This is a genomic window from Teichococcus aerophilus, assembly GCF_014490485.1.
Classification (GTDB): Bacteria; Pseudomonadota; Alphaproteobacteria; order Acetobacterales; family Acetobacteraceae; genus Pseudoroseomonas; species Pseudoroseomonas aerophila.
This window is the reverse complement of sequence record NZ_JACTVA010000021.1, coordinates 1-17,873: the sequence shown is the minus strand read 5'-3', so window position 1 is coordinate 17,873 and position 17,873 is coordinate 1. Positions and strand designations below refer to the sequence as shown.

The following is a 17,873-nucleotide window of genomic DNA, read 5'->3' as shown; positions in this document are numbered from 1 at the left end:
TTTTTTCGCAAGCGCTTCCTGAGCCTCATGCGAAAATTAATGAATGGCAGCTATTCGGCCTCGAACGCCTCCAGCCCGGCGCCAAGCCCGTAGGCGGCGCCATTGCCCAGCACACGCAGCCCGGCCGGGTCCAGCTGGTGGCACAGACCCCAGGCCGGCACCGCCAGCAACACGGGGGCGCCCAGGCGCAGCGCCACGGAGTCGGCCCGGCGCAACAATCCCTGGGGCGTGTCGATGACATCGAGGGGGGCTAGCGCCGCCAGGGCAGGGGTGCCGGCGCGGACCATGCGATCGGCCGCCAGCGTATCCAGCGGCGTCGGGGCCGCGCTGCCTGATTCGGCCAGAAGGGCGGCGGCGGGCCATTCAGCGCGGAGGGCGGCGAGGAAGTCGCGCCGCAGCTGCGGGCTCCAGGCCTCGCCCGCCTCGGCGACGGCGAGCCCGAGCAGGGCGGCGTGCGGCGGCAAGGCGGCGGCGGCGCGGGGCCAGTGGGTGAGCATGTCCAGGCTGGCGGGGCGGCCGGGGTCGGCGGCGAAGGCGCGCGGCAGCCAGCCGAGGCCATCGGCCAACCGGCTGGCGACACTGTCCTCGCCATCGGTCCAATGGGCGATCAGGGCGAAGCGCAATGCATCGCTGACTTCGGGTGCCAGCCATTCGTCCAGATGCGCAGCAAGGCCGGAGGAGAGGTGCTGGAAGCACTCGTCGCTGCCGGCGACCGACCAGACGAAGCGCGGTAGCGGCGGCCCGGCTTCCAGCGCCTCGCCCACCAGGCTGACGGCCAGGGCCAGCGGCGGCGGGGCGGGCACCATTTCCCACACCGCGGCGCCGGTGTCGTGCCAGTGAATCATCGCCGGGCCCCGCCACTCGGCCAGTGCGGGCAAGATGTCGGCGTAAAGGGACGCTTGAGGGGCCCAGGTGGCGGATTGGCCGAAAAATACCGAATCGTGACCCAATTGAAGGCCATTCTTGCCATGCTGGATGAAGAATGTGCCGGACTGGTCGGATACGGCCTTCTGCAAGGCCTCCCGGCTCGTCGTGACGCCGACACTTGATGCGGGGTCTCCGACCAGCACCGATTCGCCGTCCCGCCATGCCAGGGCGCCGCCCGGCAACACCAGCAGTCCCTGGGCCCGGGCCGCCAGCGGCAGGGCCAGTTGCAGGCCGCGCACCGCCGCGTCCCGTGCCGCTACGGGCAAACGATGGAACTGGGCGTCAAAGCGCCGCAGCAGCGCGAGCCCGGCGGGAGAAGCCAGGTCGTAGCTGGCAACCCGGGCCAGCGGTCCGTCCTGATGGGGCAAGTGCGGCATACGGGGGCCTCCAGCGTTCCTGCCGTATCGAACCGTGGCGCGGCGGCGTCAATCACGAAAACGAGAGCATACTTATGCGAAAAACTATTGTGTGCCCTGGCCTGAGCGTGGCACCACCGGCAGCGGTTGGAACCAGATCAGGAGAAGCCGGATGGAGATCAGCCGTCGTGCCCCCGGGGAGGCCTGCCTTGTCCTCGATGGCCGTGACATCCTCGACCTCGTGCAGGCCGAAGCCAGCGAGGAGGAATTCGAGCAGGCGCTGGACGCGCTGGAGGGGCTGCTGAGCCCGGCCGGCCATCTGCCACGCGTGGTCGTGCACTACAGGGAAGGATTGTTCGCCGAACTGCGGGCCGACCGGCCGCTGCAGGCCGTGCTGATCGAGGATGACCCGCATGACGAGCCGCCGCTGAGCCTGCAACGCCAGCAGGTGGCGGCGGACCCGGCTGCGGTGGATGCCGCGCTGGCCGCCGCCGAGCGCCGGCTGCGCCTGGCCGGGCGGGGCGCGGCATGATCCGCCGCCGGGATGCCCGGCTGGAGCTGGCCGCGACGCTGCGCCATCCCTTGCCGCTGGAGGATGCCGAAGCGCTGGTCGCCCTGCTGTCTGGCAGGGCGCCGCGCCGGACGCCGGACCACGCGCTGTTCCGTCACCCCGAGGCGACACAGCTGCTGACCGGGGAGAGCCTGGACCACGCGACCAGCGGCGCCCGCATCGTGCAGGAGGATGGCGCGGTGCGCCTGCTGGTCTCCAGCAGCCTGCCGCCATGCCCAGTGCTGCTGGCCGCGGGGCTGAGCTGGCTCGGTAGCATCCTGCGGCTGGAAGCCGGTGAGGTGCCGGGCTTCGTCGTGCCGGCCGGCGCGCCGCGCCATGACCTGCAGCTTCTGGTGTGGGACGGCACCCGGCTGCGACCGTTGCCGGAGGGCGCGGCCGAGCCGCCGTTGGCGCCCCGTTGCAGCCTGGAATCCTTCGCCGCCGCCGCCGGGCTTCCCGGTTGGGGGGAAGCGCCCGGAATCCTGCGTGCCGCGCTGCGGCGGGCTGCCCTGGCGCAGGTGGAAGGGCGCTGCCTGCCCGTGGCGCAGGCGCGGCTGGATGGGCCGTTCGGCGAGCGGCAGGGCATGTTCCGGCTGTGGATGGCGCGGGCGTTGTGGCAACTGGACGGGCTGGGGACCGCCGCGCCGCCGCTCACCCTCCGTGCCGCCTGAGCGATCCGTTTGTTGGGCGAAAAATGAAAAGTCTTGCGAAAAAATCCAAGCCCGCGTATCCCGGTGTGGTCCGCGAAACGCGGGCGTCTGGAACCGGTGGCGCAGTGCTTCCACCGGCGGATTCCGACAGAAGGCGGGCCTGACCATGACGATCTCCATGCCGCGACCGGCAGCCTCCACCGACACTCCGCTGCGCCTGCGCGGCAAGGTGCACCCCTTCCTGACCGTCGAGATCGCCGATGTCGCGGTGCAGGAGCTGGACAAGGCGCTGACGGCGCGGCTGGCTTCGACCGCCGGGCTGTTCCGGCACACGCCGGCGATCCTGGACCTGACCGCGCTGCCCGCCAGCTCCGCCCCCCGGGTGGCGGATGCCGTGGCGCTGCTGCGCCAGCGCGGCCTGGTGCCCGCCGCCTTCAAGGCACATTCCGCCGAGGTGGAGCAGGCCGCGCTGGCCAGCGGCCTGGGCCGGGTGATGGAGGCCGAGCCGCGACAGAACCTGTCCGCGGAGCGCATCCGCCGGCCGCCGGTGATCGTCTCCGAGCCGGTGCGCTCCGGCCAGCGGATCTATGCGGCGGAGGCTGACCTGATCGTACTGCATTCGGTCTCGCCCGGGGCACAGTTGCTCGCCGATGGCTGCATCCACGTCTATGGCACGCTGCGGGGCTCGGCCAGCGCCGGGCTGGGCGACGATGCCTCTGCCCGCATCTTTGCGAAAATCTTCGATGCGGAGCTGGTGTCGATCGCCGGGCTGTATCTCGGCGCCGACGACTTCCCCGCCGGCTGGGCCAAGCGCCCGGCCCAGATCAGCCTGGCCGATGGCGCATTACGCTTCGGCCCGCTGCCCTGACCCGCTTCCACCCGCAACCGACCTCAGGGAGAATCCCGATGTCCGCGACCGTCATCACCGTTACCTCCGGCAAAGGGGGTGTGGGCAAGACCACCACCACCGCCGCGTTCGGCGCCGCGTTGGCGCTGGAAGGCCACCGCGTCTGCGTGGTGGATTTCGATATGGGCCTGCGCAACCTCGACCTCGTCATGGGGGTGGAGAAGCGGGTGGTGTACGACTTCCTGCATGTGGCGCATGGCACCGCCAACCTTTCCCAGGCGCTGGTGCGCGACAAGCGGGTGCCGAACCTGTTCCTGCTCGCCACGTCGCAGACCGCGGACAAGGAGGAACTGACGCATGAGGCCATCGACCATGTGATGAACCTGCTGCGCGGCGAGTTCGACTACATCCTGTGCGACAGCCCCGCCGGCATCGAGCACGGCGCGATGATGGCGCTGCATCATGCCGACCATGCCATCGTCGTCTGCAACCCCGAGATGACCTCGGTCCGCGATGCCGACCGCATCATGGGCTATATCGCCGCCCGTTCCCGCCGCGCGCAGGCGGGCCTGTCCCCGGTGCGGGAGCACCTGGTCGTCACCCGCTACAGCGAGGAGCGGGTGAGGAAGGGGGAGATGCTGTCCCTGGAGACCATCCAGGACATTCTGGTGATGCCGCTGCTGGCGGTGGTGCCGGAGAGCGACAGCGTGCTGCGATCCTCCAATGCCGGCCGCCCGGCGAGCCTGGACGGCAAGACCGATGCCGGCCGCGCCTACCGGGCCGCCGCCAGGAGCTTCCTGGCCGAGACCCGCCACGGCATCGCCCAGTCCTACCGTGCCCCGCAGATGGCGGGTGCCGGATTCCTTTCCGCCCTGACGGAAACGGCGCAGCGCGGTTTGCTGCGCCGGCTGTTCCGCCACGCCTGACCCCAGGAACCCTCATATGGCCGCCGCTCTGATCAGCCTGATCCACCATCGCCGCAAGTCGGCCAGCCTCGCCGCCGCGCGGCTGCGCGCCCAGATCGGTCGCGACCGTCTTGCGAATTTTGGTGAGGATATCACCCAGCGCATCCAGGATGCCTGCCTGCGCGAGATCCGCCGCCTGGCCAGGGGAGGGCAGGTCCGGGTGCGGATCGGCACCTCGCCACGCCTGGAGGTGCGGGAGATCGAAATCGACCTGACGCCGGGGCGTTGAACAAAGTGGCCGCCATGCTGATGACGGCCTCGCAGTGCCGGATGGCGCGCGCGGCCCTGGGAATGACCCTGCGGGAACTCGCCGCCATTGCCGGGATATCGGTCAACACCCTCAGCCGGATCGAGAGCGAGGGCAATGTCACCAGCCGCACGTTGGTGAAGGTGCAGGGCATCCTGGCCGGGCGCGGTGCCGTGTTCCGGCGGGATGGGTCGGTAGGGGTGGCCGGATAGTGGAGCGGCGGCGGGTTTCCGCCGCCGCTCCACCGCGCAGCCGACGCCTGATGCAGCTTGTGCCAGAACGACGAAGCGGCCCCGAACCTGGAGGTGCGTGGCCGCTGTGGTTCCCGGCGTTCCTGGGAAGGCTGGAGGCTTGGTGCTCCAGCTTATACGTCGCGGACCCCTGGCTGCGGACAGTCAGGGCGCGCTCATGGAGTATTCTGCGGGCCTTGCTGTGATCGCGCGCATCGCGCCGCGCGCTGAATCGGGACGGTCGTGCTGCCGAGTTTCGGTTTCAGGCCGGCCACGCCCTCTCTCGCCCAGCCCCCACCTCGCCCCCCGCGCCTCTCAGGCTGACAGACGAAAAGGAGAGGTGGTCGGGGGGAGAATTCCTTCTCCCCTGGCCTTCCTCCAGAAGCGAACGCACAAAGGTGCAACCCACACCATCGAACCGGTTGCACCTATTCAAATTTGGGTTAACCATGCTGCCTGGGCGAGAGAGCAGGAGACCCTGGCCATGGCGAGCACGACAATCGGCCTCAAGGTGGATGACGCACTGCGCGCCCGCCTCAAGGCCGCGGCCGAGGCCCAGGGGCGGACGCCGCATTGGATTGTGAAGCAAGCGCTTCTGCTGGCGCTGGACCGGCTGGATCGGGGCGCGAGCCTCGGCCATGCCGATGATGGCGGCCCGGTGTTTCAGCTGGAGGAGGAGGGTGCAACCGACGTCTCGCCGCAGCCCTTCCTGGACTTCGCCCAGGGGGTTCAGCCGCAGACCGTGCTGCGCGCCCGCATCACCAGCGCCTATCGTCGGCCGGAAGAAGAGTGCCTGCCCTTGCTGATCAGCAATGCCACCTTGCCGGCGGCCCAGGCGGCGCAGTCGCAGGATCTGGCCCGCCGGTTGGTGGAGGCGCTGCGGGCCAAGCCACGGCGCGGCGGCGTCGAAGGACTGGTGCAGGAATTCTCGCTGTCCAGCCAGGAGGGGGTGGCGCTGATGTGCCTGGCGGAAGCGCTGCTGCGCATTCCGGACCGGGCGACGCGCGATGCGCTGATCCGCGACAAGATCAGCACGGGGGACTGGCGCAGCCATGTCGGCCACTCGCCCTCGCTGTTCGTCAATGCCGCCACCTGGGGCCTGGTCGTCACCGGCAAGCTGACCGGGACCAGCAGCGAGGCCGGGCTGTCCTCCGCCCTGACCAAGTTGATCGGCCGGGGTGGCGAGCCGGTGATCCGCAAGGGCGTCGACATGGCGATGCGGATGATGGGCGAGCAGTTCGTCACCGGCCAGACCATCGCGGAAGCGCTGGCCAATAGCCGCAAGATGGAGGCCAAGGGCTTCCGCTATTCCTACGACATGCTGGGCGAGGCGGCGACCACCGCCGCCGATGCCGACCGCTACCACGCGGATTACGAGCAGGCGATCCATGCCATCGGCAAGGCCGCCGGCAAGCGCGGAATCTACGAAGGCCCCGGTATTTCCATTAAGCTTTCCGCCCTGCATCCGCGCTATGCCCGCGCGCAGCGGGACCGGGTGATGGCCGAGCTGCTACCGCGCGTCACCACCCTGGCGCTGCTGGCGCGGCAATACGATATCGGCCTGAACATCGATGCCGAGGAAGCCGACCGGCTGGAGTTGTCGCTCGACCTGCTGGAAGCGCTGTGCTTCGACCCGCGCCTGGCGGGTTGGAACGGCGTCGGCTTCGTGGTGCAGGCCTACCAGAAGCGCGCGCCGCATGTGCTGGACTTCATCATCGACCTCGCCCGCCGCAGCGGCCGCCGGGTGATGGTGCGGCTGGTGAAGGGCGCGTACTGGGACAGCGAGATCAAGCGCGCCCAGGTGGACGGGCTGGAGGGCTTCCCGGTCTTCACCCGCAAGATCCACACGGATGTGTCCTACATCGCCTGCGCCCGCAAGCTGCTGGCGGCGCCGGACGCGATCTTCCCGCAATTCGCCACGCACAACGCGCGGACGCTGGCCACCATCCATGCCATGGCGGGCGAGAATTTCTATGTCGGCCAGTACGAGTTCCAGTGCCTCCACGGCATGGGCGAGCCGCTCTATGAGGAGGTCGTCGGCCGCGTCAGGCTGAACCGGCCCTGCCGCATCTACGCGCCGGTCGGCACGCATGAGACGCTGCTGGCCTATCTGGTGCGCCGCCTGTTGGAGAACGGCGCCAACTCCTCCTTCGTCAACCGCATCGGCGACGCCAATGTGCCGGTGGAGGCGCTGATCCGCGACCCGGTGGAGGAGGCCGCGGCCATCGTGCCGGTCGGAGCGCCGCATCCGCGCATCGCCCTGCCGCGGGACCTGCTGGGAGCGGAGCGGCGCAACTCGGCCGGGCTCGACCTGTCGAACGAACAGCGGCTGGCCTCGCTCTCTGCCGCCTTGCTGGCCGGCGCGGATGCGTCCTGGAGCGCCGCGCCGATCCTGGGCGATGGCGAGCGGGATGGTGCCGCCGCCGAGGTCCGCAACCCCGCCGACCATCGCGACATCGTCGGCCGGGTGGTGCTGGCGACGCCGCAGCTGGTCGATGCCGCCATGGCCCAGGCGGTGGATGCTGCCCCCATCTGGCAGGCGACGCCGCCGGAGGAGCGCGCCGCCTGCCTGGCGCGTGCCGCCGACCTGATGGAAGCGCGCATGCCGTCGCTGCTCGGCATCATCGTCCGGGAGGCCGGCAAGTCGTTGCCCAACGCCATCGCCGAGGTGCGCGAGGCCGTCGACTTCCTGCGCTACTACGGTGCCGAGATCCGGCAGAAATTCGACAACGACACGCATCGGCCGCTCGGCCCGGTGGTGTGCATCAGCCCGTGGAACTTCCCGCTGGCGATCTTCACCGGGCAGCTGGCCGCGGCGCTGGCGGCGGGCAACCCAGTGCTGGCCAAGCCGGCGGAGGAAGTGCCGCTGATCGCCGCCACGGCCGTCCGGCTACTGCACGAGGCCGGCATCCCGCGTGCCGTGCTGCAATTACTGCCAGGCGCCGGCGAGATCGGCGCGGCGCTGGTGGGGGATGCGCGGACCCGTGGCGTCATGTTCACCGGTTCCACCGAAGTGGCGCGGCTGATCCAGCGGCAGCTGGCGGAGCGGCTGAGCCCGGAGGGGCGTTCCATTCCGCTGATCGCCGAGACCGGCGGGCAAAACGCATTGATCGTCGACAGCTCCGCCCTGGCCGAACAGGTGGTGGGCGATGTGTTGGCCTCGGCCTTCGACAGCGCCGGCCAGCGTTGTTCCGCGCTTCGTGTGCTCTGCGTGCAGGAGGATGTGGCCGACCGGGTGCTGACCATGCTGAAGGGCGCCATGGCGGAGCTGGCGGTCGGCAACCCCGACCGGCTCTCCACCGATATCGGCCCGGTCATCACCGCCGAGGCGCAGCGGAACCTGGAGGGGCATATCGCCGCCATGCGGGAGCGCGGCCATGCGGTGCATGCGCTGGAGCTGCCGGATGCCTGCCGCCACGGCACCTTCGCCGCCCCCACGTTGATCGAGATCGGTGCGTTGTCCGACCTGGAGCGGGAGGTGTTCGGCCCGGTGCTGCATGTGTTGCGCTTCCGCCGGGACCGGATGGACGCGTTGCTGGAGGCGGTGAACGCGACCGGCTACGGCCTGACCTTCGGCGTGCATTCGCGCATCGACGAGACCATCGCCCGGCTGACCGCCCGGGTGCAGGCGGGCAATGTCTACGTCAACCGCAACCTGATCGGCGCCGTGGTCGGCGTGCAGCCCTTCGGGGGCCACGGCCTGTCCGGCACCGGGCCCAAGGCGGGCGGGCCGCTGTATCTGCGCCGCCTACTGGCCCTGCGCCCGGCCGATACCGGCCTGCCGCCGGCGCCCACGCCTTTGGCGGCGCTGGAGAGCTGGCGGAGCTGGTTGGAAGGGCGTGGCGAGCAGGCGGCGGCCGCGCGGTGTGTCGACTACGCCCGCGACAGCCGGCTTGGCTTGCGGCTGGAACTGCCCGGGCCGGTTGGCGAGACAAATCTGTACCGGCTGGAACCGAAGGGATCGTTGCTGTGCCTGCCATGCTCGGCCTTCGGTGCCTATGCGCAGGTCGGTGCGGCGCTGGCCACCGGCAACAAGGCGCTGGTCTGGGCCGAGCCACCGGTGCGTGAGTTGCTGGCCGGCTTGCCCGCTGCCTTGGCCGAGATGGTGACGCTGCTGTCAGGCCCTGACGGCAGCAGCGCCGATGCCGCGTTGTTCGAGGGCGATAGCGACGCGCTACGCGACCTCTCGGTGCGGCTGGCCCGGCAGGAGGGTGCGATCCTTCCGGTCTTCGGTGCCAGTCCCGCCGGTCTCGCGGCCGGTATGGAGGATTATCCGCTCGACTTGCTGCTCAGCGAGCGTTCGGTCAGCACCAACACGGCGGCGGCGGGCGGCAATGCGAGCCTGATGTCGATCGGCTGATACCAGGGGCTGGCGGGCTTCTTCGGAGGCTTGCCGGTCCCGCGCCCGCAGGTGGTCCAGCGTATCCTGCAGGCGGATAAGCGCGGCTTCGGCGGCCTGGGCGCGTCCGGCTTCCTGGCTGGCGCGGCGGGTCTCGCGCTCGGCGGCCAGTTCGGCCCGGGCGACGCGATCCGTCATCTCCTCCAGCACATGCTCGAGCGCGGCGGCCCGGGCGGAGGAGTCGGCGTAACGACGAGGCTGAAAACGCGCGAGCAGGGTCCGCCCGGCGGCGAGGATGGCCGCCAGCCGGCCGCCACCCCGCCCGCGCTTCAGCCGGCCTTGCTCTCGGACGTCGCCTTCATGACGAACAGGCGGTGGGAGGCGATGTCCACCATGCGGCGCATCCGCTCCAGCCACGCCTTCTCGGCGGCTTCGGCGGAATGGAACGGACCGAGCAATTCCTCTGTCCCTGCCTCGAGCTCCTGGAAGCTGGTGTCGCGGAAGATGCCTCCCCAGACCACCCAGATCTCGCGGTTGTTCGTGGAATTGCTCATTGTCGTCCTCTTCCTGCAAGGCGGGCCAAGGGGCTGGCGCGGTCATGCCGATGGGTCTTGCTGCTGGGGTTTTCTCAGCGGTGGCAACGTATGCGGATTGTGACCCGGCGGGCAGGGGGGGCGGTGGAGAAATCGCCCTCCTTCTGCGGGAGGACGCTACGCAGCCAGGACATGACAAGCTCATGCCGGGCCGCCAACGCCAGGATGGCCCCGGCGGCGAACAGGGCGAGCGCGGCCTGGATGGCGAAGGGGTCGACCTGACCCTCGATGCTGTAGGAGGAGCCGTAGAACAGGACGCCGGCCAGCATGGTGAGTGGGCCGAGGAGGCGCGCAGGGGTCATGGGATTCTCCCGTATGGATCTGGCCGCGGAAGCGGAACCTTCAGCCTTTCAGGCCGACAGCTGGATCATAGAAAACGAGGGTTTCAGAACCGCTAATTTCCCATGGTATTTTGCGGTGGCTCGTCTGGCTAAGCCTAAGCGGGGCCTCCAGCATGTTTCTCTCAATGCCTCTACGAGGCTGTATCGACTTGAGAAATCCCTGTCCATGAGCGGTATCGAGGAGGGCTCTTCAGCCAAGGGTGTCGCCGTAAAGACGAGTCTGGGGGCGAAGCTGCCAAACGCGAAATCTTTCCCTCGCGCAGCCCATGTCTATCAACCATACGTTGATAAAATCGCCCGATATCCCGCTGACTCGGCTCGTCTTTTTGCCGACATGGCTTTTCAGGGCGTTTCCGCGCCAAGGGCGTCCCTGGATGGGGCTTGCGGGACCGGTCTCTCGTAACGTCCCTTGGCCTTTTGAATCTGAGTCAAAGAATCACAAGGTCATAGAGTCACAGAGTTATAGTGCCTGAATTCCCGTTTGATTTCAGCGCGATAACCCCTTTTCCCGTCGGCCTCGCGACGAGTCTGCGTCGGCGGGGCGACGAGATCGCGTCGCCGTGGCGCCGTGTCTGCGTCGGCCAAACATCGAGTCTCTGTCGGCGTGGCGACGACGGCCTGGCAGGGTGTCGGCGTCACGACGAGCCAGCGCCTGTGGATAACTTGGCGGTTCGCCGATTCTCCTGCGCCACACTGGGGCTGTCGGCGTCGCGACGAAGTTATGTCGGCGTCACGACGAGTCCAAAGCCATAAAAACTCGTCGCCACGCCGACAACCTGTCCGTCACGCTGGTATCCGGCTGCCGGCTTCGCCAAAACCGTCCCGCAGCAGGCAGCCGCGTGAAGACAGGATGCGCGAATCGATGGACGATCAGCAGCAGACCTTCGAGTTCGGCCCGACCGACAGCCCCCTGGTGGGCAAGGTCAAGGGCGACCGTAACACCATGCGGTACAACTTCTTCTCCCTCCGCCGGGAGAAGGAGACGGAGCTGCCGCGCTACGACGACGGCAAGGCCTGGATCGAAGTGGTCGGCACCAAGCACGGCGTCGCCTCGATCTGGGACAAGGAATTGCTGGTCTATTCGGCATCCCTGATCGCCGACAAGCTGAACCGTGGTGAGCGCCCACAGCCGCGCATCACCTTCACCGCGCATGACTTCTTCATCACCACCGGCACCACCCCCGGCGGCTCCGCCTACGAGCGGCTGGAAGAATCCCTCGCCCGGCTGAAATCGACCTTCATTCGCACCAATATCGAGACGGGTGGCGAAGGCGAGGATCGTGGCTTCGGCTGGCTGGACGAATACAAGATCCTCTACCGCCGCGGCAAAGACGGCCAGAAGCAGATGCGCGCCGTCGAGCTGACGCTCTGTGCCTGGCTGTTTCGCGCCATGGTGCTGGACAAGCACTTCCTGACCTACAGCCCGAAATATTTCGAGCTGCCGCCGGTCGCCAAGCGCCTGTACGAGATCGCCCGCAGCGGCCCGCCCGGCGGCTTCCGCATGAACCTGTCCAAGCTGCGCAACCGCGTCGGCACCACGCAGGACCTGCGCCGATTCAAGGCGGAACTCGCCGCCTACTCCACCCACAAGCGCAGCCTGCCGGATTTCGGCATCGCGCTGATCGACCCGCGCCTGCGCCGCTCGCTCGACAAAGGTTTCCCTAAGCCGGCCGGCCAGACGCCCCTGAAGGCCTGGATGGTCGCCTTCTACCCCACCAGCAACGTCACCACCCTGGCGCCGCTCGAAACCATGCCAGTGCTGGAAGAAGACGATCTGGAACTGCCGGAGACCGAGCCTTCGCTGCTGCCGGCCGCTTAAGGTCGGGATGGTGACAAGAAAGGCCGGGGAAGGAATTCCCCGGACCCCATCTTTCTTCCGCGAGTTTTGCGAAGCGCTTCAGGACTGAGGGCGCGCGCTGCCTGATGATTTTAATAATGGGTCACGCGGGCTGAGCCGTCAGTCGCCGGAGGTCCAGGACCTCCGGCGCACCCAGCCGTCTCCCAAGACTGCGCCCTCCAGCAGCCACGCCCGAAAAACTCGAAAAAAGAAAAGAAGGATCAAACCTGTAGGTTTGATGGGGAATTCCTTCCCCAGCCTTCACCTGTCTCCTGCCTCCCCCACACCCCCCAGCGCGTCCCGGCAAAGCCCCGCCAGCCGGCGCGGCAGGTCTCCCATCTCCCGTTGCCGGGCGATGAGGACCAGCTTGCGGCTGAGGGTGGGGCCGGGGAGGGGGTGGCAGTGGGTGGTGCCATCCTCCGGCAGGGCGGCTTCGGCCATGCAGAGGGGGGTGGTGATGGCCCAGCCGAGCCCGGCGGCGACGGCGGCGGCGACGCCGAGGGGAGTGTCAAATTCCTGGTGACGGGGGATGTCCAGCCGCAGGCGGCGGAGGTGGCGTTCGATTTCCAGCCCGGTGCGGGAGCGGGCGCTGAAGCGGACCAGGGGCAGGCGGGCGGCGAGGGTGGCGAGGTCTTCCACGCTGGTGGGGGGCGGCAGGGTGGCGGGAGCGAGCAGGATGTAGGCTTCCTGCAGCAGCAAGTGGCGTTCCAGCCCTTCGGCGTCTTCGACCTCCTCGGCACCGAGGAAGAGGTCGAGCTGGCGGGTGATGAGGCCGGCGGTGTGGTTGGCGGTGAGGCCGGAGAGCAGGGAGGATTGCTCAGCGACTTCGGCCAGGAAGCCGGCGAGGGTGGGGGTAAGGGCGCGGCTGAGCGAGTCGACCAGGCCGACGCGCAGGAAGGGCAGACGGCCTTCGCCGACCCGGCGCAGCATGGGGCCGATCTGCCGGGCTTCGGCCAGCAGCATGCTGGCGCGCTGGCGCAGCAGGGCGCCGGCCGCGGTCAGGCCGATGGGGCGGATCTGCCGGTCGAACAGCTTCACGCCGATGCGCGCTTCCATCTCCGTGACGGTCTGGGAGACGGAGGGCTGGGTGATGCCGAGGCGGCGGGCGGCGGCGACCATGCTGCCGGCCTCGCTGATGGCCAGGAACACTTCCAGGGCGCGCAGGTCGAAGGGCAGGGCGGCGAGGTCGGACATGGGACGGCCGGAGTATAGGAAAATCCTATATGGGCCTTGGCCGGCGCGCTGCCTAGGCTGAGCCGGACCTGGTGAGGACGCCAGGGCAGGTGGGGTCTCGGGATGTGGGCTGATCGCTATTCCATCGTGTCCGTGCTGGCACAGGCGCTGCGGGGCCAGCAGGGCTGGAAGCCGGTGTGGCGGGAGCCGGAGCCGAAGGCCGAGTACGACGTGGTCATCGTCGGCGGTGGTGGGCATGGGCTAGCGACGGCGTGGTACCTGGCCAGCCAGCACGGCATCACCAACGTGGCGGTGGTGGAGAAGGGCTACCTGGGCAGCGGCAATGTCGGCCGCAACACCACCATCGTCCGTTCCAACTACCTGCTGCCGGGCAACATCCCCTTCTATGAGCATTCGTTGAAGCTGTGGGAGGGGTTGGAGCAGGACATCAACTACAACGCCATGGTCAGCCAGCGCGGCGTGCTGAACCTGTTCCATTCGGATGGCCAGCGCGACGCCTATGCGCGGCGCGGCAATGCCATGCGGCTGCACGGCGTGGATGCCGAGTTGCTGGACCAGGCGGCGGTGCGGCGCATGTACCCGCATTTCGACTACGACAATGCCCGCTTCCCCATCCAGGGCGGGCTGCTGCAGCCGCGCGGCGGCACGGTGCGGCATGACGCGGTGGCCTGGGGCTATGCCCGCGCCGCGGACCGGCGCGGCGTCGACATGATCCAGAATTGCGAGGTCACCGGCATTCGCGTCGAGGCCGGGCGGGCTGTCGGCGTGGAGACGGGGCGCGGCTTCATCCGAGCGAAGAAGATCGGGCTGGCCTGCGCCGGCAATTCCTCCCGCGTCGCCGCCATGGCGGGGTTGCGGCTGCCGATCGAGAGCCATGTGCTGCAGGCCTTTGTCTCGGAAGGGATCAAGCCGCTGGTCGATGGCGTCGTCACCTTCGGTGCCGGGCATTTCTATGTCAGCCAGTCGGATAAAGGCGGGTTGGTGTTTGGCGGCGATATCGACGGCTACAATTCCTACGCTCAGCGCGGCAACCTGCCGGTGGTGGAGGATGTGGCCGAAGGCGGCATGGCGCTGATGCCGGGCCTGGGCCGGCTGCGGCTGCTGCGGCAATGGGGCGGCGTGATGGACATGTCGATGGACGGCTCGCCCATCATCGACCGCACGCCGGTGGAGGGCCTCTATCTCAATGCCGGCTGGTGCTACGGCGGCTTCAAGGCGACGCCGGCCTCCGGCTGGTGCTTCGCGCATCTGCTGGCGCGGGACGAGCCGCATGAGGTGGCGCGGGCGTTAAGGCTCGATCGGTTCGCCAGCGGGCATGTCATCGACGAGAAGGGTGTCGGCGCGCAGCCGAACCTGCATTGAGGAGCTGAGCCGATGCGGATCAACTGTCCTCATTGCGGCGTGCGCGGCGCCGAGGAATTCGCCTATCACGGCGATGCCACGTTGCGGCGGCCGGCGGCGGATGCGGCGCCGGAGGCCTGGGCCGATTACGTCTATCTGCGCGATAACCCGGCCGGACGGCAGCGGGAGCTGTGGTACCACGCCGCCGGCTGCCATGCCTGGCTGGTGATGGAGCGCGACACGAGGACACATGAGATCTTTTCCGTGACGCCGGCGCGCGATGTCGCGCTGGCCGGCGGCGGGGACGTGGCGTGATGGGCGCGAACCAGTTGTTCCGCCTGGGCACGGGCGGGTCGGTGGATCGCGGCGCTCTGCTGCACTTCACCTTCGATGGCCGCGGCTACACCGGCTATCGCGGCGATACGCTGGCCTCGGCGCTGCTGGCCAACGGAGTGCGGCTGGTCGGGCGGTCGTTCAAGTATCACCGGCCGCGCGGCATCCTCTCCGCCGGGCCCGAGGAGCCGAACGCGCTGGTGGAACTGCGCGGCGGTGCACGGCGGGAGCCGAATACGCGCGCCACCATGGCGGAGCTGTTCGAGGGCATGGCAGCGGTCAGCCAGAACCGCTGGCCGTCGCTGGGCTTCGACCTGATGGGGGTGAATCAGCTCTTCGCGCCGATCCTGGCGGCGGGCTTCTACTACAAGACCTTCATGTGGCCGGCAGCGTTCTGGGAAAAGGTGTACGAGCCGCTGATCCGCCGCGCCGCCGGGCTGGGCCGGGCGGCGGGCGTGCACGATCCCGACCATTACGAGAAATGCACCACGCATTGCGACGTGCTGGTGGTCGGCGCCGGCCCCACCGGGCTGATGGCGGCGCTGGCGGCGGTACGGTCCGGCGCACGGGTGGTGCTGTGCGAGGAAGATGCGCTGCTTGGCGGACGGTTGCTGTCCGACCGGCGCATGATCGACGGCCGCCCGGCGCTGGACTGGGTGCGCGAAGCGGTGGCCGAGCTGGAAGCAACGCCGGATTGCCGCATCCTGCCCCGCACCAGCGTGTTCGGGGTGTTCGACGGCGCCTATGGCGCTGTGGAGCGAGTGGCGGACCATCTGGCCGTGCCGGACCCGTTCCAGCCGCGCCAGCGCCTGTGGCGCATCGTGGCGAAGCGGCAGGTGCTGGCGGCGGGCTCGATCGAGCGGCCGCTGGTGTTCGGCGATAATGACCGGCCGGGGGTGATGCTGGCGGGCGCGGTGCGCAGCTACATCAACCGTTATGGCGTGGCGCCGGGGCGGCGGGCGGTGGTCTTCGCCAACAACGACGACGCCACCGGAACCGTGGCCGACCTGCACGCCGCGGGTGTGGCGGTGGTGGCGCTGGTGGATGCGCGGGCCGAGCCATCGGAAGCGGTGCGCCGCATGGCCGAAGCGGCGGGCGCGGCGCTGTTCGCCGGCGGGGCGGTGACGCGGGTGCAGGGCAGGCTGGGTCTGCGCGGCGTCGAGGTGACGGACGCGGCCGGGCGGCGGCATGCGCTGGACTGCGACCTGCTGGCAGTGTCCGGTGGTTGGAGCCCGACGGTGCACCTGACCTCCCATCACGGCGGCAAGCCGGTATGGGACGAGGCGCGTGCCGCCTTCCTGCCGCCGGAGCGGCTGCCGCCCGGCATGGGCGTGGCCGGCGCGGCGGCGGGCGCGTTCTCGCTGGCCGAGTGCCTGGCGGCGGGAGCCCGCGCGGGGGCCGAGGCGGCTGGGGATGCAGGCTTCCAGACCAGCCTGCCGGCGCTGCCGGCGACGGAGGAGGAGAGCACGGCCGTGCGGCCGCTGTGGCGGGTGCGCGGTGGTCGCGGCAAGGCCTTCGTCGACTACCAGAACGATGTGGGCGATGCCGATGTGGCCCTGGCGCAGCGCGAGGGTTTCCGCTCCATCGAGCATCTGAAGCGCTACACCACGCTGGGCATGGCGACGGACCAGGGCAAGACCTCCAACGTCAACGGCGTGGCGCTGATGGCGGAGCTGTCGGGCCAGGACATCGCCCGCACCGGTACCACCACCTTCCGCCCGCCCTTCACGCCGGTGGCGCTGGGGGCGCTGGCCGGGCACCATCGCGGCCGTGACTTCAAGCCGACCCGGCTGACGCCGACGCATGACTGGGCGAAGGAGCAAGGCGCCGTCTTCGTCGAGACCGGTTACTGGCTGCGGGCGCAGTACTTCCCCCGCGCGGGCGAGGCGGACTGGCTGGAGACGGTGACGCGTGAGGCCCGCACGGTGCGCGAGGCGGTGGGGATCTGCGATGTCACCACCCTCGGCAAGATCGACATCCAGGGGCCGGATGCGGCGACGCTGCTGGAGCGCGTCTACATCAATAGCTGGAAGAATCTGCCGGTCGGCCGCGCCCGCTATGGGGTGATGCTGCGCGAGGACGGCATGGTGATGGATGACGGCACCACCGCCCGGCTGGCCGAGGACCGCTTCGTCATGACGACGACGACGGTGAATGCCGCCAAGGTGGCCCAGCATCTGGAGTTCTGCCAGCAATGGCTGTGGCCGGAGCTGGATGTGCAGACCGTCTCCGTCACCGAGCAATGGGCGCAGCTGGCGGTGGCCGGGCCGCAGTCCCGCGCGGTGATGGAGAAGATCGTCGATGCCGGCTTCGATGTCTCGGACGCGGCCTTCCCCTACATGTCCTGCGCCGAGCTGACGGTCTGCGGCGGCGTGCCGGGTCGGTTGTTCCGGCTCTCCTTCTCCGGCGAGCGTGCCTACGAGATCGCGGTGCCGGCGCGGTATGGCGATGCGTTGGCGCGGCGGCTGATGCAGGCGGGCGCACCCTTCGGCATCATCCCCTATGGCACCGAGGCGCTGGGCGTGTTGCGGGTGGAGAAGGGACATGCCGCCGGCAACGAGCTGAACGGCCAGACCACGGCGGGGGATCTCGGCCTCGGGCGCATGATGTCCAAGAAGAAGGACTTCTTCGGCCGGGCGATGGCGCAGCGGCCGGGGCTGGTGGACCCGGCGCGGCCGGTGCTGATGGGCTTCCGGCCGGTGGACCGTGCGGCACGGCTGCGGGCGGGCGCGCATTTCCTGCCGCTGGCGGCGGAGAAGACCGCCGCGCATGACCAGGGCTACATGACTTCCGTCGCCTTCTCCCCCACGCTGGGGCACTGGATCGGGCTGGGGTTGATCGCGCACGGACCGCAACGGCTGGGCGAGGTGGTGCGGGCCTGGGACCCGGTGCGCGGCGGCGATATCGAGGTAGAGATCGTCTCGCCGGTCTTCGTCGATCCGGAAGGAGTGCGCCTGCATGGCTGACCTGGCTCTTCTTGCCCGCTCGCCGCTGGACGGGTTGTTGCGGCCGGGCCGGCATGGCGTCGCGACGGGCGCCCCCGGTGCCGTGCTGCGCGAGGAAGCAGGCTGGCGCATGGCCAGCGTGGCGGCGCGGCGCGGCCAGGCGGCGGCGCTGGCTGCG

15 protein-coding genes are annotated in these 17,873 nt (G+C 69.3%); 11 read left to right on the top strand and 4 right to left on the bottom strand.

Going from position 1 to position 17,873, the window contains the following annotated elements:
- Window positions 1-50: 50 nt before the first annotated feature.
- Complete coding sequence (locus tag IBL26_RS12810) at window positions 51-1,304, bottom strand: hypothetical protein (RefSeq protein WP_187784884.1); 1,254 nt, start codon at window positions 1,302-1,304, stop codon at window positions 51-53.
- Window positions 1,305-1,455: 151 nt separating this feature from the next.
- Between IBL26_RS12810 and IBL26_RS12805 the strand changes: the two genes are divergently transcribed.
- The 7 genes from IBL26_RS12805 to putA all read left to right on the top strand — a co-directional run bounded on the left by IBL26_RS12805 (window position 1,456) and on the right by putA (window position 9,132).
- Complete coding sequence (locus tag IBL26_RS12805) at window positions 1,456-1,815, top strand: hypothetical protein (RefSeq protein ID WP_187784883.1); 360 nt, start codon at window positions 1,456-1,458, stop codon at window positions 1,813-1,815.
- On the top strand, window positions 1,812-2,504 hold the full coding sequence (locus IBL26_RS12800) for a hypothetical protein (protein ID WP_187784882.1): 693 nt from the start codon (window positions 1,812-1,814) through the stop codon (window positions 2,502-2,504). The genes IBL26_RS12805 and IBL26_RS12800 overlap by 4 nt, the downstream gene beginning before the upstream one ends.
- 157 nt (window positions 2,505-2,661) lie before the next feature.
- Entirely contained in the window at window positions 2,662-3,351 is a 690-nt protein-coding gene (gene minC, locus IBL26_RS12795) for a septum site-determining protein MinC (RefSeq protein ID WP_241749327.1), read from the top strand.
- Window positions 3,352-3,389: 38 nt separating this feature from the next.
- Window positions 3,390-4,256, top strand: a complete 867-nt coding sequence (minD, locus tag IBL26_RS12790) for a septum site-determining protein MinD (RefSeq protein WP_187784880.1) — start codon at window positions 3,390-3,392, stop codon at window positions 4,254-4,256.
- Between the two features lie 16 nt (window positions 4,257-4,272).
- Window positions 4,273-4,524 (top strand): hypothetical protein, encoded by a 252-nt coding sequence (locus IBL26_RS12785; protein WP_187784879.1) that lies wholly within the window; start codon window positions 4,273-4,275, stop codon window positions 4,522-4,524.
- Between the two features lie 5 nt (window positions 4,525-4,529).
- On the top strand, window positions 4,530-4,754 hold the full coding sequence (locus IBL26_RS12780) for a helix-turn-helix domain-containing protein (RefSeq protein ID WP_367615425.1): 225 nt from the start codon (window positions 4,530-4,532) through the stop codon (window positions 4,752-4,754).
- 502 nt (window positions 4,755-5,256) lie between these two features.
- Window positions 5,257-9,132, top strand: a complete 3,876-nt coding sequence (gene putA / locus IBL26_RS12775) for a trifunctional transcriptional regulator/proline dehydrogenase/L-glutamate gamma-semialdehyde dehydrogenase (protein WP_187784878.1) — start codon at window positions 5,257-5,259, stop codon at window positions 9,130-9,132.
- Between the two features lie 308 nt (window positions 9,133-9,440).
- Here putA and IBL26_RS12770 read toward each other — a convergent pair whose 3' ends face one another.
- Window positions 9,441-9,665: a DUF4170 domain-containing protein gene (locus IBL26_RS12770; RefSeq protein ID WP_187784877.1), complete on the bottom strand. Its 225-nt coding sequence runs from the start codon at window positions 9,663-9,665 to the stop codon at window positions 9,441-9,443.
- 74 nt (window positions 9,666-9,739) lie between these two features.
- Window positions 9,740-10,006 (bottom strand): hypothetical protein, encoded by a 267-nt coding sequence (locus IBL26_RS12765; RefSeq protein WP_187784876.1) that lies wholly within the window; start codon window positions 10,004-10,006, stop codon window positions 9,740-9,742.
- Between the two features lie 901 nt (window positions 10,007-10,907).
- On the opposite strand from IBL26_RS12765, the gene IBL26_RS12760 reads away from it, so the two are divergent.
- Window positions 10,908-11,864 carry a replication initiator protein A gene (locus tag IBL26_RS12760; protein WP_241749324.1) on the top strand — a complete coding sequence of 319 codons (957 nt, stop codon included), beginning with the start codon at window positions 10,908-10,910 and terminating at the stop codon, window positions 11,862-11,864.
- A gap of 279 nt (window positions 11,865-12,143) precedes the next feature.
- Here the strand turns inward: IBL26_RS12760 and IBL26_RS12755 are convergent, their stop codons facing one another.
- A complete protein-coding gene (locus IBL26_RS12755; protein ID WP_187784874.1) occupies window positions 12,144-13,076 on the bottom strand; it encodes a LysR family transcriptional regulator in 933 nt (310 codons plus the stop codon).
- 102 nt (window positions 13,077-13,178) lie between these two features.
- Here IBL26_RS12755 and IBL26_RS12750 point away from each other — a divergent pair, with 102 nt between their 5' ends.
- From IBL26_RS12750 to IBL26_RS12740, 3 genes are read left to right on the top strand one after another with little or no spacing between them, the layout of a single operon-like run.
- Entirely contained in the window at window positions 13,179-14,438 is a 1,260-nt protein-coding gene (locus IBL26_RS12750; protein ID WP_187784873.1) for a sarcosine oxidase subunit beta family protein, read from the top strand.
- Window positions 14,439-14,450: 12 nt separating this feature from the next.
- The gene (locus IBL26_RS12745) at window positions 14,451-14,732 is read left to right on the top strand and encodes a sarcosine oxidase subunit delta (RefSeq protein WP_187784872.1); all 282 of its coding nucleotides are present in this window, start codon (window positions 14,451-14,453) and stop codon (window positions 14,730-14,732) included.
- A complete protein-coding gene (locus tag IBL26_RS12740) occupies window positions 14,732-17,716 on the top strand; it encodes a sarcosine oxidase subunit alpha family protein (protein WP_187784948.1) in 2,985 nt (994 codons plus the stop codon). Before IBL26_RS12745 ends, IBL26_RS12740 begins: the two co-directional genes overlap by 1 nt.
- Window positions 17,717-17,873 lie beyond the last annotated feature (157 nt).